Source organism: Prauserella marina, from assembly GCF_002240355.1.
Classification (GTDB): Bacteria; Actinomycetota; Actinomycetes; order Mycobacteriales; family Pseudonocardiaceae; genus Prauserella_A; species Prauserella_A marina.
In genome coordinates, this window is record NZ_CP016353.1 from 1863545 (window position 1) to 1878040 (window position 14496).

The window sequence follows — 14496 nt, forward strand, 5'->3', positions numbered from 1 at the left end:
CATGAGTTCGGTCGGAGTGTCCAATCGCCCTATCGTCAGGGGTGCGGACACGGTCACTGCGGGGCGACCGCGGAGCCCCGAACAGCTTCGTGACGAGTTGGTCGAAGCCGCCGCCGCGACCGCGCCGGACATCGCGGACTTGATTCGGCTCTATTACCGGTTGATTCCGGCGGAGGAGATCGTCGGGGACGACCCGGTCGATCTCGTCGGCGCGGTGCGGTCGCACCTGCAACTCGCGCAGCAGCGAGTTCCGGGAAGGCCCGCGGTGCGGTTGCTCAATCCCAACGCGGCTGAGGACGGGTGGGCGAGGGAAGCCACCGTCGTCCAGCTCGTCACCGACGACATGCCTTATCTCGTCGACTCGGTCGCCGCGGAACTGTCGCGCAGCGGCGTGCAGGTGCAGCGCATCGTGCACCCGATCGTGGTCGTCAGCAGGGATCTGACCGGTGAGCTGCGTGAGGTGTACCCGACCGCGGACGTCGCCGACCCACCGCCGGGTTCGTCGACGGAATCCTGGATGTACCTGGAGATCGACCCGATCGGCGATCCGGACAGGGCGCGGGAACTGGACAACCGGCTCACCGCCGTCGTCGGCGACGTGCGCGAGGTGGTCGAGGACACCGAGCGGATGGCGGACACGGCGCGCTCGATCGCCGACCGGCTCGACGAGCAGCCGCCGCCGCTGAGCAAGTCCGAGATCCACGACGGTTCGGAGTTGCTGCGCTGGCTCGCCGGCGGCCATTTCACCTTCCTCGGGTACCGCCACTACGAGGTGGTCACCGAATCCGACGGTGACCAGCCCGCGCTACGGGCGGTACTGGCTTCGGGACTCGGAGTGCTGCGACAGGACAGTCTCGCCGCGCGCAGCCTCACCGCCGGGCCCGACACCGCGGCGCACGCGCTCGCGCCGACACTGCTCGTGCTCACCCAGGCAAGCGCACCGTCCACTGTGTACCGTCCGATCTACCCGTACTACGTCGGAGTGAAGACTTTCGACGACAACGGCGTCGTCACCGGCGAGCATCGCTTCCTCGGTATGTTCACGAGTTCGGCGCTGCACGAGGACGTACTGGACATTCCCGTCGTCGCTGGAAAGGCGAGGGAGGTCATCCACCGCGCCGGGTTCCCGATGGAGTCCTACTCGGGGCAGCGCATGCTCGAAGTGTTGCAGAACTGGCCGAGGGCGGACCTGTTCTCGGCCGACTCCGATTCGCTCTACGCCACCGTCACCGGCGCGATCACCCTCGCCGACCGGCGGCGGCTGAGGCTGTTCCTGCGCAGGGATCCCTACGGCCGGTTCTATTCGTGCCTGGTGTTCCTTCCCCGCGACCGCTACACGACGCGGTCGCGGCTCGCGATGCAGGAAGTGCTGCTGGAGGAGCTGGAGGGAACGCACCTCGAATACTCGACGCGGCTGGGGGAGACCCAGCTGGCACAGGTGCACTTCACAGTGCACACCGAGCCCGCGAGGGTGATCGAGCCCGACATCCTGCGCATCCAGGAACGGCTCGGCGAGGCGATGCGAAGCTGGGACGACCTGATGGTGGAGGCCATCCTCGCCGAGCGGAGGGCGCGCGCGGGCGGCGGCAAGGCCGTCACGTTCGCCGGTGAGGAATCGGCGACGGAGCAGGGCCAGCGTTTCGCGGCGATGTTCCCCGAGTCCTACAAGGAGGACTTCGACGCCGAAGTCGCGCTCGCCGACCTGCGTACGCTGGAATCCCTCGACGGCGCCGACGACGTGCGCATGTCGTTCTACATCCCCGAAGGGGCCGCTCCCGGCGAGCGCCGCTTCAAGCTGTACCTGCTTGGCGGGGGCGTGACCCTGTCGAAGGTGCTGCCGTTGTTGCAGCGCATGGGCGTCGAGGTTGTCGACGAGCGACCCTACGAGTTGCAGCGTGAGGAAGGCGACAGGTCCTGGATCTACGACTTCGGACTGCGGATCGAGCCGAAGGTCCTTGAGGAGATCGGCGAGTCGGCCGAGCCGGATCTGCGCGTGCGGTTCCAGGATGCGTTCGAGGCGGCGTGGCGTGGCGACTGCGAGGTCGACGGGTTCAACGGGCTGGTGCTGCGCGCGGGACTGAGCTGGCGGCAGGCCGCCGTACTGCGGGCCTACTCGCGGTATCTGCGGCAGGCGGGCAGCCCGTACTCGCAGGAGTACATCGAGAACACGGTGCTCGCGCACACCGACATCGCCACGGCGCTGGTCAGGTTGTTCGAGACCAGGTTCGACCTCGGGCGTGACGAGGCGCAGCGCGGCGAGCAGGCCGACGCGCAGGTCACCGAGATCAACACGCTGGTCGATTCGGTGAAGAGCCTCGACGAGGACCGCATTCTGCGCAGGCTGATGGCGGCGATCGTGGCGACGCTGCGGACGAATTACGGGGTACGGGACGCCGAAGGAAAGTCGCGCCCTTACCTGGCGCTCAAGCTGGATCCGCAGCGGGTTCCCGATCTTCCGGAGCCGAGGCCGGCTTTCGAGATCTTCGTCTGCTCGCCGAGGGTCGAGGGTGTGCACCTGAGGTTCGGCTCGGTGGCCCGTGGCGGGCTGCGCTGGTCGGACCGCAAGGAGGACTTCCGCACCGAGGTGCTCGGCCTCGTCAAGGCACAGGCGGTGAAGAACGCGGTCATCGTCCCGGTCGGGGCGAAGGGCGGCTTCGTCGTCAAGCGGCCACCGGCGACGACCGGCGACCCCGGACTCGACAGGGAGGCATACCTCGCGGAGGGCGTCGCCTGCTACCGCATGTTCATCTCGGGCCTGCTCGACCTCACCGACAACCTCGTCGACGGGGAGACGGTGCCCGCGCCTCGGGTGGTGCGCTACGACGGCGACGACAACTACCTGGTGGTCGCCGCCGACAAGGGGACGGCGACGTTCTCCGACATTGCCAACGAGCTGGCGGCGGACTACGGCTTCTGGCTTGGTGACGCTTTCGCCTCGGGCGGCTCGATGGGCTACGACCACAAGGCGATGGGAATCACGGCCAAGGGCGCGTGGGAGAGCGTCAAGCGGCACTTCCGCGAGCTGGACGTCGACACTCAGCGCGAGGACTTCACCGTCGTCGGCATCGGCGACATGGGTGGTGACGTCTTCGGCAACGGGATGTTGCTTTCCGAGCACATCAGGCTCGTCGCGGCGTTCAACCACCTGCACATCTTCATCGACCCCTCGCCGGTCGCCGCGTCCTCCTTCGAGGAACGCAAACGATTGTTCGAGATGCCGCGCTCGTCGTGGGACGACTACGACCGATCGCTGATCAGCGAGGGTGGCGGGGTCTTCTCGCGCAGCGCCAAGACCATCCCGATCACCCCGCAGATGCGCACGGCACTGGGACTCGCCGCGAATGTGCGGAAGCTGTCACCGGCCGAGCTGGTGCACGCGATTCTGCTGGCCCCTGTCGATCTGTTGTGGAACGGCGGAATCGGCACCTATGTCAAGGCGGAGTCGGAGGACCATTCCGCCGCGGGTGACAAGGCCAACGACGCCGTGCGTGTCAACGGTGGCGACCTGCGCGTCAAGGTGGTCGGTGAGGGCGGCAACCTGGGACTGACCCAGCGGGGCCGCATCGAGTTCGCCAGGCACGGCGGCAAGGTCAACACCGACGCGCTCGACAACTCCGCCGGTGTGGACTGCTCCGACCACGAAGTCAACATCAAGGTTCTGCTCGATCAGCTCGTCGCCTCGGGCGAACTGCGGCAGGACAGCCGCAACGAGTTGCTTGAGTCGATGACCGACGAGGTCGGCGAGATGGTGCTGACCGACAACTACCGGCAGAACGCGGTGCTGGGCATCAGCAGGGCGCACGCCGCTCCGATGCTGTCGGTGCACCGAAGGCTGGTGTCGGCGCTTGAGGCGAAGGGCGCGCTCGACCGGGATCTGGAGGCGTTGCCGGGCGATTCCGGTTTCGCCGCGCTTGAGAAGGCCGAACTCGGCCTGACCTCGCCGGAGCTGGCGACCCTGCTGGCACACGTCAAACTCGACCTCAAGGACGAGTTGCTGGCCAGCGATCTGCCCGACGCCGACGTGTTCTCGCGCAGGCTGCCCGAGTACTTCCCGGTGCCGCTGCGCCAGCGGTTCGGCGATGTCATCGGCAGGCACCCGCTCAACCGGCAGATCACCACGACCTTGCTGGTCAACGAGGTTGTCGACGGCGCGGGCGTGTCGTATGCGTTCCGGCTGGCCGAGGAGCTGAACGCGACGGCGACCGACGCCGTGCGGGCGTACGCGGTCGTTACCAACGTGTATGGACTGCCCGCTCTGTGGGCGAGGATTTCCGAACTCGACAACGTCGTGTCCACGGAGGTCGCCGACCTGATGGTGCTGGAGACCCGGAGGCTGCTCGACAGAGCGGCCCGCTGGTTCCTCACCAACCGGCCGCAGCCGCTCGCCGTGGGTGCCGAGATCAACAGGTTCGGCGACACGGTCGGCGCGCTCATGCCCGAGCTGGGCAGGTTGCTGGGCGGGAGTGAGGCCGACACGGTCAAGGCCGAGGCGGACAAGCTCGTCGCGGCCGGTGTCCCGGCCGAGCTGGCACAGCGGGTGTCGCTGCTGCTGCACAGCTACAGCCTGCTCGACATCACCGAGGTCGCCGAGCTGGCCGAGCGCGAGGCAGGGCTCGACACCCAGCGCAGTCCCGTCGAGACGGCGGAACTGTACTACGCGTTGTCCGACCACCTCGGCCTCGAACGGATGCTGACGTCGGTCAACGGCCTCGAACGGGACAACCGCTGGCACGCGCTGGCCCGGCTGGCGTTGCGGGACGACCTGTACAGCTCGTTGCGGGCGATCACGCTCGACGCGTTGCAGAACAGCGATCCCGACGATGGCGCGGCGGACAAGATCGCGCAGTGGGAGCAGGCGAACTCGTCGCGGCTGGCGAGGGCGAGGGTGACGCTCGACGAGATCGAACGCGCTGGCAGGCTCGACCTGGCCACGTTGTCGGTCGCGGCGCGCCAGATCCGGAGCACGGTGCGCTGACCGATGGGTGAGTATGTCGTCCATGTCCGGCCGAGGTGGTCGGACATGGACGCCTTCGGTCACCTGAACCACGCCAGCATGGTGACCTTGCTCGAAGAGGCGAGGGTGCCGCTGCTGTTCGGAACGGCGGCGGGCGAGGGGCTTGCCGACTTCGCGAAGGGCATCGTCGTGGTGCGGCTGACGGTCGACTACCGTGCGCCGGTGGTGGTCGAAGGAGGAGACGTGCGGGTGGACATCACCTTGAGCGAGCTGAGGCACGCGTCCTTCACCCTCGACTATCGAGTCCACAATGGACCCTCGGTCGAGGATGGGGTCGCCGTCACCGCGCGTACGACGCTCGCGCCGTACGACCTCGGTGGAGGCAGGCCGCGCAGGCTGACCGAGCGCGAGCGGGAGTTCCTGCTCGCGCACATCCCCAGCGGAGGTGAGCTGTGACCGAACTGCGCATTCCCGAAGCGGCGGACAGGGAGACGCTTGCCGCGTTCATCGCGCGTGCGGTACGCCTGGATCAGACCGCCGTCGTGCGGTTGCGCACCCGCTCGGCAGGGGTGCTCGAAGCCTGGGTCGCCACGCCGTTCGACGTCCTCGTCACCAGGGCGGTCGAGGGCGCGGTCGAGCCGGCCGACGTCACGGTGTCCGGCGCCGAGTTGCTGGCCGCGCTGACGGTGACTCCCGGCGAGCGCATGGATCCCGGCCCTTCACGGGATCTGTTGTGGCGTTCGGAGTTGCCATCGGGCGGTGGCTGGCAGCAGGTCGACCAGTTGCCGGCGACCGTGGTGGCCGAACTCGCCGACCGGGGTGTCACGCTGGCGAGGGACAACGTGGGCCCGCACGGCACACCGCCCGCGTCGTTGCTTGACCAGACCGTGCTGACCGTGTCCGAGGGGACACTGGAAATCAAGGTGCCGATGCGGTGCCTTTTCGCGTTGTCCGGCATGGGTTTCGTGGACTCGTCGCTGGAAGGCGATGTGGTGCGTGTGACGGCGACCGGTTCGTGGATGCGGCTGGACGCGCGCTATGGCGCGGTGCTCCGGCGCAGGCACGCGCTGCTGCCTTTGCTGCTGTAGTGGCTCCGTTCGCCGCCCTCGGGCGATAGCGGGGGAGCTTTGCTGCCGTTTTACGGCAGTAAAGCTCCCCCGCTTCCGGTTTGAGGGGTGGGGCAGGGACGCGGTCTGCCATGGTGGAGGGATGAGCGAAGCACGGCAGGGGACAGACGGAAACGGGCGAGCGGATGGTGTCCACGACGGTGGCGATCCCGCCGCGGACACCGAGCGAGTCAAGGGACTCGGTCTCGCGCATCAGGTCGCGAGGGCGGTGGGACCGGTCGCGCCGTTTCTTTCGATGGCCACCTACGCGGGACTGGCCGCATCCGAGGCGCTCGCCGAGGGCAAGGAGACCTCCGGTGACAAGGACGGCGACGAGGTGACCGGTTCCCGCTGAGCGGAGCTGATCACGAAACGGGGCCGAGCCAGCACGCCGCTTCCGCGGGCAGCTTGCCCTCGACGAGCGGCGCACTGGAGAGCAGCACCTCACCCGGTGGTACCGGAACTGGCGCTGCCGAGGTGTTGAGCGCGCACACCAGCCCACCGGGATCCCTGCGGTAGGCGAAACAACCGGGTGGCGCGCCGTACCACCGCACCGCCGTTCCCGCGAACGCGGCGTGCGTGCCGCGCAACTCCAGCGCGCGCCGGTACAGCGACAACGTCGAGCCCGCGTCCTCCAGTTGTGCCTCGACCGTCAGCGGCGCCCACGAGCCGGGAATCGGCAGCCAGGGATCTTGCCTCGCGGAGAAGCCGAATGGCGGCTCGTTGCCTTCCCACGGCACCGGGATTCTCGGATCGTCGGATGGCGAGGAGCCGAGTCCCAGCTCGTCGCCGTTGAACACGCACGCGAGGCCGGGCAGGCCGAGTACGACGATCGCCATGGCGCGGGCTCGCCGCGTCCCCCGCTGTCCGCCGCCGAAGCGGGCGGCCAGCCGGTGCAGATCGTGACCGGAGCACGCCCACACGGCGGGCGCGCCTGCCGAGGTGGCGGTCGCCAGCGTCCGTTCGATCGTGGCCTGGATGGCGTCCGCGTCGAACGGGGTGTTCGCCAGCCGGTACTCCACGGCAAGCTGTAGTTCGCCCGCGCGCAGGTAACGGGCGAAGCGCCTCGGGTCGGCCAGCGGCACCTCGCCGATGGCGACCGCGTGCGGATACTCGTCGAGCACCTTGCGGACGAGCTGATGGACCTCGTGAACCCGCTCGCCGTCGAAGAACGGCTCTGTGCCCGTCTCACCCTCACCCACCTCGGCGGGTCCTGTCATGGCGTGCGCCGCGCTGACGCGGACCCCGTCGATCCCGAGATCGAGCCAGAACCGCAGCGTGTGCTCGAAGTCGGCGGCGACCTCGGGATTGGCCCAGTTCAAGTCCGGAAGTCCCGCGCCGAGGCGGTGCAGATACCACTGACCGTCCTGGACCCGGGTCCACGCGGGCTCTCCGGTCGCGCTCAGCCAGGTGTTCGGTGGCCGCGTTCCGCCGGGGCCGGAGCCGTCGCGGAAGTGGTAACGGTCGCGTTCCGGTCCGCCCCTCGCCGCGGCGAGCGCGTCGGCGAACCAGCTGTGCCTGTCGCTCGTGTGGTTGGGCACCACGTCGACGATGACCCTGATGTCGTGCCGGTGTGCCTCGGTCACCAGCGAGGCCACGGTGTCCAGATTGCCGAGCACGGGGTCGACCGCCCGTGGTCCCGCGATGTCGTAACCGTTGTCGGCGAGCGGGGAGAGATAGAAAGGGGAGAGCCGGACGGCGTCGGCCCCGAGCAGGTCGAGGTAGCCGAGCCGTTCGCGAATGCCTTCGAGGTCGCCGACGCCGTCGCCGTCGAAATCGGCGAACGACCTGACGAAAATCTCGTAGCAGACCGCGTCGGCCCACCACGGCGTGCCCGCTGTGTCCTTCCGCCCAGTCGTGACCGCTCTGGCCACGCGGCTCATTCCCAGCTGTTCAACATCGAGTGCGCCGCCATCTCCAGGTACTGCCACAGCTGGGCCCGGTAGGGCTCCTCGATGCCGGATTCGTCGACCGCGACGCGCATGGCGGCGAGCCAGGCGTCTCGTTCGGCGAGGCCGATCTTGAACGGCGCGTGCCGCATCCGCAGCCGCGGGTGCCCGCGCTGGTCGGAGTAGGTGTGCGGGCCGCCCCAGTACTGCATGAGGAACAGCCGCAACCGTTCTTCGGCCGGGCCGAGGTCGGCCTCGGGGTAGAGCGGGCGCAGCAGCTCGTCCTCGGCGACCACCTCGTAGAAGCGCCCGACGAGCGCGCGGAAGGTCGGTTCACCGCCCACGGCCTCGAAGAAGCTGCGCTCTTCGGCGGGTTCGGGTTCTGGTTGGCTGCTCACTTCTGCCACGTCTCCATTCTGCCTGTGCCGGGAATGCCGGGTTCACCCGCCGTTCGCGGAGGAGCCACCGAAGAACCGGCCGAGCGGTGGTTCGAAACCGGCGTGCTCCAGTGCCGTGATGATGTCGGCCCTCAGCGCGCGCTGGACGGCCCACTGCCTGCCTGGCCGGACCCGGGCGGTCATCCTGAGCTGGATGCCTTCCGGTGTCACGCTTTCCACGCCGAGTACCTCGGGAGTCTCCAGCACGTCGGAGGCGAGCGGCCCGCTGTCGGCGGCCTCGGCCGCGACCTCTTGCAGCACCGTGGTGGCCAGAGCGACGTCGGCGTTGTAGCCGAGCGGGATGTCCACGACGGCGACGGCGTAGCCCTGGCTGGAGTTGCCGACCCGCAGTACCTCTCCATTGCGGACATACCAGACGGTGCCGTTGAGATCGCGCAACGTGGTGATCCGCAGGCCGACCGATTCCACGGTGCCGACCGCCTCTCCCACGTCGACGACATCGCCGACGCCGTACTGGTCCTCCAGCATCATGAAGATTCCGGAAAGGAAGTCGCGCACGAGGTTCTGCGCACCGAAACCCAGAGCGACACCGACGATGCCGGCCGAGGCGATGATGGGTGCGAGGTTGATGCCGAGTTCGCCGAGTATCAGTACGAAAGCGAGCCCGTAGACCAATGCCGTGGTGAGCGATTTGAGGACGGAACCGATGGTCTTGGCGCGCTGGCGACGGCGTTCGATGACGGCGGGGCCGAGCACTTCCGGCGCGCGCTCGCGCAACGGCCGCAACAGCGCGGGCAGCTTGCCGTTGGAGCTTTCACCGTCATCGTCGTTCTCGGGCGTCTTGGTGAGCCGGTCGATGAGCTTGCGCACGAGAAAACGCGCGAGTATTGCCACGACGACGATCAGCAGGATCCGGAGCGGTTTCGCGACGAGCCAGTTCGCGGAGCCCGCCAGCCATTCGTTGCCGGTGACCCGCCAGATCTGCTGGCACCAGGTTCCCGCCTCGTGAATGCAGTCAGGCGGGTCGCTGAGAAGCTCGTCCACGTGCGGGTATGTTCCTTTCCTGCTGTGATGCCGCCCACTCTGGTGGCGCCGGAGGAGGCTCGGTGGGGCATGTTGACCACGTCGAGTCCACCCGCAACCGTACTTGCAGCGGACACGTTGCTTAAGCCACGTGCGTTTTGGGTGGGATCTGTGGTCGACTAGGGCAGCACCCGTGGAGGTGGTCGCGTGCCAGACCGACAACCGAGCCCCCATGGCGTCCACGCCCGGCATCCGGCCGGGCAGGCGCTGGAGGCACTGTCAGTCGCGCCGGCGGTTGGCGCCGGTTTGGGTGGGCCGTTTCTCGGCGGCCCTCAGCCGACTGGGCCTCCGACGCGTGGCGGGCGGATCACGCGCACGCACGGGCAGTGGCGTTCGCGGGACCACGGTTCGTCGGGGCCGGGCTGGGGCAAGCGCAGGGTGTTGTTGCTCAACGCGACATTCGAACCACTGACCGCACTTCCGTTACGAAGGGCCATCGTCCTCGTGGTGTGCGGCAAAGCCGAAGTGGTGCACGAAAATCCTGCGGGTTTGCGGCTGCACGCGGCGACCATGACGGTGGATGTGCCCTCGGTGATCCGGTTGAGTACGTATGTCCGGGTACCTTATCGGGCCCAGGTGCCGTTGACTCGCGCGGGGCTCATGCATCGCGATCACTTTCGCTGCGCCTATTGCGGGGTGCGCGCGGAGACGATCGATCACGTGGTGCCACGCAGCAGGGGTGGTGCTCACTCCTGGCAGAACTGTGTCGCGTGCTGCGCGAAATGCAATCACCGCAAGGCGGACAAGCTTCTTTCGGAGATCGGCTGGCGGCTGCGGGTCGTGCCGAGGGCGCCGCACGGTCCACATTGGCGGTTGCTCGCGCACTCGCAGGAAACAGATCCGGTCTGGCAGCAGTACCTCGGCGCCCCGGCCGCGTGATTCGCGGCCGGGCGTGCGCCGTCTGGCATGCGGGCGCGCGGTGCCCGCGCGGTCCCGGTGTGGTGTCGGGACGCGCTACCGGTCGCGCCGGTTCTCAGGCGGTGACCCGGGTTCCGCGGGTGACCCTCGTTCCGCGCGTGACGCGGGTTCCCATGGTGACGCGGGTTCCCATGGTCACCCTGGTTCCGCGAGTGACCCTGGTACCCCTCGTGACGCGGGTGCCCGCGGTGACCCGAGTACCGCGCGTGACCCTCGTTCCGCGGGTCACGCGGGTTCCCGCGGTGACCCTGGTTCCGCGAGTGACACGTGTGCCACAGGTGACTCGGGTCCCTCGCGTCACGCGGGTTCCGCGCTCGACGGTCATCTCGAAGGGTGACGGGGCGAAGTCGGCGTTCGGCTGGCTGGGGGTCAAGGCGCTGGGCATGACGAGTCCTCCTGTGACCGGTGTGTGACTTGCTGGAAGGGGAGGGTGGGGCGCAAGGTCCGTACAGGTGAAAAACGTACGAGCATTTCAGTGGGCGAACAAGGCCATGGCGACGGGTGCCGCCGGGCGTACGTTGAGTTGCAACCTTTCGCGAGCAGGGCTTCGGCCCAACGTGGGAGTACTGGCGTGGCAAGCGGTGGATGGCGGCCTCGTCGCGACGAGCGGCGGCCGTTTCGGCGTGGTGCCTGAGGTGCGCTTCCGTCCCGTCGGATACCCTGCGGTCCGTGAGCATCCTCGAAACGGCCTTGGTCTTCGCGGCGATCCCGCTCGCTATCTACGGCTTCTTCGCACTGGTGACCCTACGGTCCCGGTTCGCGGGCAAGCCCAGGTACCGGCCGGGGCAGGCGTGGGACTACCCGCCCGTCTGGTGGACCGGGAACCAGGACGACACGGAATTCGCGGCAGGCGGCCCCACGACGGCCGCATCGAAGGTTCGGGGAGGTGCCCGTGGTAGCTGGTGAGCTGACCAAGGAACCAAGGTCGACAGGTCTTGAGGGAACGGCGGATCAGCCCGGAAGTGTGGTTACCGCAAGCGGCAGGGTTTCCGTCGCGCAAATGTACGAGCCCACTGGGCCATCCGGCCCATTCACCACCGCTCAGCTCGCCAGGCTCGACGAGGCGCTGACGCTGGCGACGAGGGACACCGGGATCGAGTTCAGCATCTATCTCGGCGAACTCGGCTCCGACAGCAGGGTGGGCGCGGAGTCGCTGCACGACACCCTCGGCGCCAGGGCCGACGACTCGGTGCTCATCGCCGTCTCGCCCGGCGAGCGGGTGGTCGAGGTCATCACCGGCGCGTCCGCGATGTACCGCCTTCCCGACAGGGGAGCGAAGCTCGCCGTCATGAGCATGGTCGCCTCCTTCAAGGAGGGCGACCTCATCGGCGGGCTCATCAGCGGGCTGCGCATGATGTCGGACCAAGCGGGGCACGACCCGGCTCGCTGACCGAAGGCGAGAAAAGGCCCGCCCTCGCACGTGGTGCGAGGGCGGGCCTTTTCTTTGTCCTGACCGCGATTGGCGGGGTCAGCTCTCGTCGAACTCGCGAGCGGCCAGCGCGCGCACGATCCCGGCACGTCCTTCGGAGACGAGCCTGCGCAACGCGGGGGAGTGCTCACCGGCGAGCCAGCCGTCGGCGGCGGCGACCCCGTCCTGGGTGACCTCCCACGAGGGGTAGAGGCCAACGGCCGTTGGCTGGGCCCGCTCGCTCGACCTGCGAGCCCACACGTCGTCGATCGCGGCGAAGTACTTGCCCGCGTACTCGCCGAGCAGGTGCTTCTGCGTGGGGTGGGAGAAGCCGGAGATGATGGCCTCGTTGATGGCGTTGGGCAGCTCGTCGTCGTACACGGCGCGTTGCCACGCCTCGGCTTTCGCCTCGGGGGTCGGCCGTAGCGCCTTGGCGCGCTCGGCATGCCTTCGGCCCGCCGCGGTGTCGTCGGTGGCGAGCTGGGCCTCGATGTCGGCGAGTGCGGCCTTCCCGTGAGCGACCAGCGCGTGCAGCAGCCGCCAGCGCAGGTCGGTGTCGACGGTGAGCCCCTCCAGCGGCGCCGAACCGTCGAACCAGCCAGCGAGCACGGCCAGCTTCTCGTCGTCGAGGACCGACCCGGTGAGCGAGTTGACGAAGGCGAGCTGATGGTCGGAACCCGGCTCGGCGGCGCGGGCGAGTTCGAGCACCCTGGCGCTGAACTCCGGCCAGCCCTTCCCGATCGCCCATCCCTGCTCCGCGTAGGAGTTCAGCGCGGTCTGGGCTTGCAGCAGCAGCCGCTGCACGACGCCGACCTCGGTCTCCGCGCCGATGCCGCGCAGTACGAGCGTGACGAAGTCACGGGCTTTCAGCTCGGCTTCCCTCGTCATCTCCCAGGCCGCCGACCAGCACAGCGTCCTCGGCAGTGGTTCGGTGATGTCCCCGATCCGGTCGATGAGCGTGACCAGTGAACCGCTGTCGAGCCGCATGGTGCAGTAGGTGAGGTCGTCGTCGTTGACGAGCACGAGCGCTCCGGCGTCCGCGCCGACGAGATCGGGAACGTCGGTGCGGTCACCGTCCACATCCAACTCGATCCGCTTGGTGCGGACGAGCTTGCCGTTGCCGTCGTCGTCGTAGATACCGACGGCGACCCGGTGTGTGCGCAGTTCACCCGCTCCGGGCTTGGCGCCGCTTTGCAACACCGAGAACGCCGTGAACTTGCCCGCCTCGTCGACCTCGAATCGCGGCCGCAGGGAGTTGAGGCCGGTTGTCTCCAGCCACTGCGCGCTCCACCACGACAGGTCCCTTCCCGATGCCTCCTCAAGCGCGGACAGCAGATCGGAGAGGGTGGCGTTGCCCCACGCGTGCTTGCCGAAGTACACCCTCAGCCCGGCGAGGAAGTTGTCCAGACCAACGTAGGCGACGAGCTGCTTCAGCACGCTCGCGCCCTTGGCGTAGGTGATCCCGTCGAAGTTCACCTCGACGGCGTGCAGGTCGACGATGTCGGCCGCGATCGGGTGGGTCGAGGGGAGCTGGTCCTGCCGGTAGGCCCAGGACTTCTCGATGTTCGCGAAGCTCGTCCACGCACCCGTGTACTCGGTGGCTTCCGCCTGCGCGAGCACGCTCGCGAAGGTCGCGAACGACTCGTTGAGCCACAGGTCGTCCCACCAGCGCATGGTGACGAGGTCGCCGAACCACATGTGCGCCATCTCGTGCAGCAGCGTCTCCGCTCGCCGCTCGTAGGCGTACCTGGTGACTCTGCTGCGGAACACGTAGTCCTCAAGGAAGGTCACCGCGCCCGCGTTCTCCATGGCGCCCGCGTTGAACTCAGGCACGAAGAGCTGGTCGTACTTCGAGAACGGGTAGGGAATGCCGAAGTTCTTGTGGTAGAAGGAAAAGCCCTGCTTGGTCTCGGTGAAGAGCCGCTCGGCGTCCATGTACTCGGCGAGCGAGGCGCGGCAGTAGATGCCAAGCGGGATCCGGGATTCGTCGTCGGAGTACTCGTCGCGCCATTCCGCGTAGGGGCCCGCGATGAGTGCGACCAGATAGGTGGAGATGCGCTCCGAGGTGGCGAACACCGTGCGCACGGCGCCTTCCGGAGTGTCCGACGTGGACTCGACCAGCGCGTTCGAGATGATCTTCCAGTCGCGGGGGGCGATCACGGTCAGCCGGTAGGTCGCCTTGAGGTCGGGCTGGTCGAAGCAGGCGAACATGCGCTTCGCGTCGGCAGTCTCGAACTGGGTGTAGAGGTAGACCCCACCGTCGACGGGGTCGACGAACCGGTGCAGCCCCTCGCCGGTGTTCATGTAGGAGCAGTCGGCCTCGACGACGAGTTCGTTGTCGGCGGCGAGTTCCGGAAGCGCGATTCCGTCGTCCTCGACGTAACCGGACACGTCCAGCGCCGTGCCGTTGAGCACCGCCGATCGCACCCCGGCGGCCACGATGTCGACCCAGGACCGCTCACCAGGGCGAGCCGCGGAGAACCGGATCCTCGTGCGGGAATCGAAGGTCGCCTCACCGGGACGGCCGTTGCCGTCGGTGAGATCGAGTTCGACCTCGTAGGCGTCGACGTCAAGGAGATCGGCTCGCTGCTTGGCTTGTTCATGGGTCAGATTTGGGGCGGGCACGGGCACCTCTGTGCTGGTAGCGGTTGATTGTCTGCTCGGGGCATCCAATCATGCATGTGCTGTCCGTGGCGAAGGGGAACAAGCGGCGTGCCGGAGCTGTTGCCGGTTACAGGAC

General features: G+C 68.1%; 12 protein-coding genes. 7 read left to right on the forward strand and 5 right to left on the reverse strand.

Annotated elements, in window-relative coordinates:
* The first annotated feature begins 1 nt into the window (after position 1).
* From BAY61_RS08560 to BAY61_RS08575, 4 genes are all read left to right on the forward strand, one after another.
* A complete protein-coding gene (locus BAY61_RS08560) occupies positions 2-4975 on the forward strand; it encodes an NAD-glutamate dehydrogenase (protein WP_091794753.1) in 4974 nt (1657 codons plus the stop codon).
* Between the two features lie 3 nt (positions 4976-4978).
* Positions 4979-5410: an acyl-CoA thioesterase gene (locus BAY61_RS08565; protein WP_091794756.1), complete on the forward strand. Its 432-nt coding sequence runs from the start codon at positions 4979-4981 to the stop codon at positions 5408-5410.
* Positions 5407-6042 carry a DUF8010 domain-containing protein gene (locus BAY61_RS08570; protein ID WP_091794759.1) on the forward strand — a complete coding sequence of 212 codons (636 nt, stop codon included), beginning with the start codon at positions 5407-5409 and terminating at the stop codon, positions 6040-6042. Before BAY61_RS08565 ends, BAY61_RS08570 begins: the two co-directional genes overlap by 4 nt.
* 121 nt (positions 6043-6163) lie before the next feature.
* Positions 6164-6415 carry a hypothetical protein gene (locus BAY61_RS08575; RefSeq protein ID WP_091794762.1) on the forward strand — a complete coding sequence of 84 codons (252 nt, stop codon included), beginning with the start codon at positions 6164-6166 and terminating at the stop codon, positions 6413-6415.
* A 10-nt stretch (positions 6416-6425) separates the two neighbouring features.
* Here the strand turns inward: BAY61_RS08575 and BAY61_RS08580 are convergent, their stop codons facing one another.
* Genes BAY61_RS08580 through BAY61_RS08590 form a run of 3 tightly spaced genes read right to left on the reverse strand, consistent with a single transcriptional unit; the run spans position 6426 to position 9391 of the window.
* Positions 6426-7934, reverse strand: a complete 1509-nt coding sequence (locus BAY61_RS08580; protein WP_245865921.1) for an alpha-amylase family glycosyl hydrolase — start codon at positions 7932-7934, stop codon at positions 6426-6428.
* Positions 7935-7939: 5 nt separating this feature from the next.
* Entirely contained in the window at positions 7940-8347 is a 408-nt protein-coding gene (locus BAY61_RS08585) for a globin (protein ID WP_091794768.1), read from the reverse strand.
* Between the two features lie 42 nt (positions 8348-8389).
* Complete coding sequence (locus tag BAY61_RS08590; protein WP_091794771.1) at positions 8390-9391, reverse strand: mechanosensitive ion channel family protein; 1002 nt, start codon at positions 9389-9391, stop codon at positions 8390-8392.
* A gap of 186 nt (positions 9392-9577) precedes the next feature.
* Between BAY61_RS08590 and BAY61_RS08595 the strand changes: the two genes are divergently transcribed.
* A complete protein-coding gene (locus BAY61_RS08595) occupies positions 9578-10309 on the forward strand; it encodes an HNH endonuclease (RefSeq protein WP_245865923.1) in 732 nt (243 codons plus the stop codon).
* 94 nt (positions 10310-10403) lie between these two features.
* On the opposite strand, the gene BAY61_RS08600 is transcribed toward BAY61_RS08595, so the two are convergent.
* A complete protein-coding gene (locus tag BAY61_RS08600; protein WP_091794776.1) occupies positions 10404-10733 on the reverse strand; it encodes a hypothetical protein in 330 nt (109 codons plus the stop codon).
* 284 nt (positions 10734-11017) lie between these two features.
* Here BAY61_RS08600 and ctaJ point away from each other — a divergent pair, with 284 nt between their 5' ends.
* The gene (gene ctaJ / locus BAY61_RS08605; protein ID WP_091798455.1) at positions 11018-11254 is read left to right on the forward strand and encodes an aa3-type cytochrome oxidase subunit CtaJ; all 237 of its coding nucleotides are present in this window, start codon (positions 11018-11020) and stop codon (positions 11252-11254) included.
* Entirely contained in the window at positions 11241-11738 is a 498-nt protein-coding gene (locus tag BAY61_RS08610; protein ID WP_091798452.1) for a DUF5130 family protein, read from the forward strand. The genes ctaJ and BAY61_RS08610 overlap by 14 nt, the downstream gene beginning before the upstream one ends.
* Before the next feature lie 78 nt (positions 11739-11816).
* On the opposite strand, the gene pepN is transcribed toward BAY61_RS08610, so the two are convergent.
* Complete coding sequence (gene pepN, locus BAY61_RS08615; protein WP_091794779.1) at positions 11817-14381, reverse strand: aminopeptidase N; 2565 nt, start codon at positions 14379-14381, stop codon at positions 11817-11819.
* Positions 14382-14496: the final 115 nt, after the last annotated feature.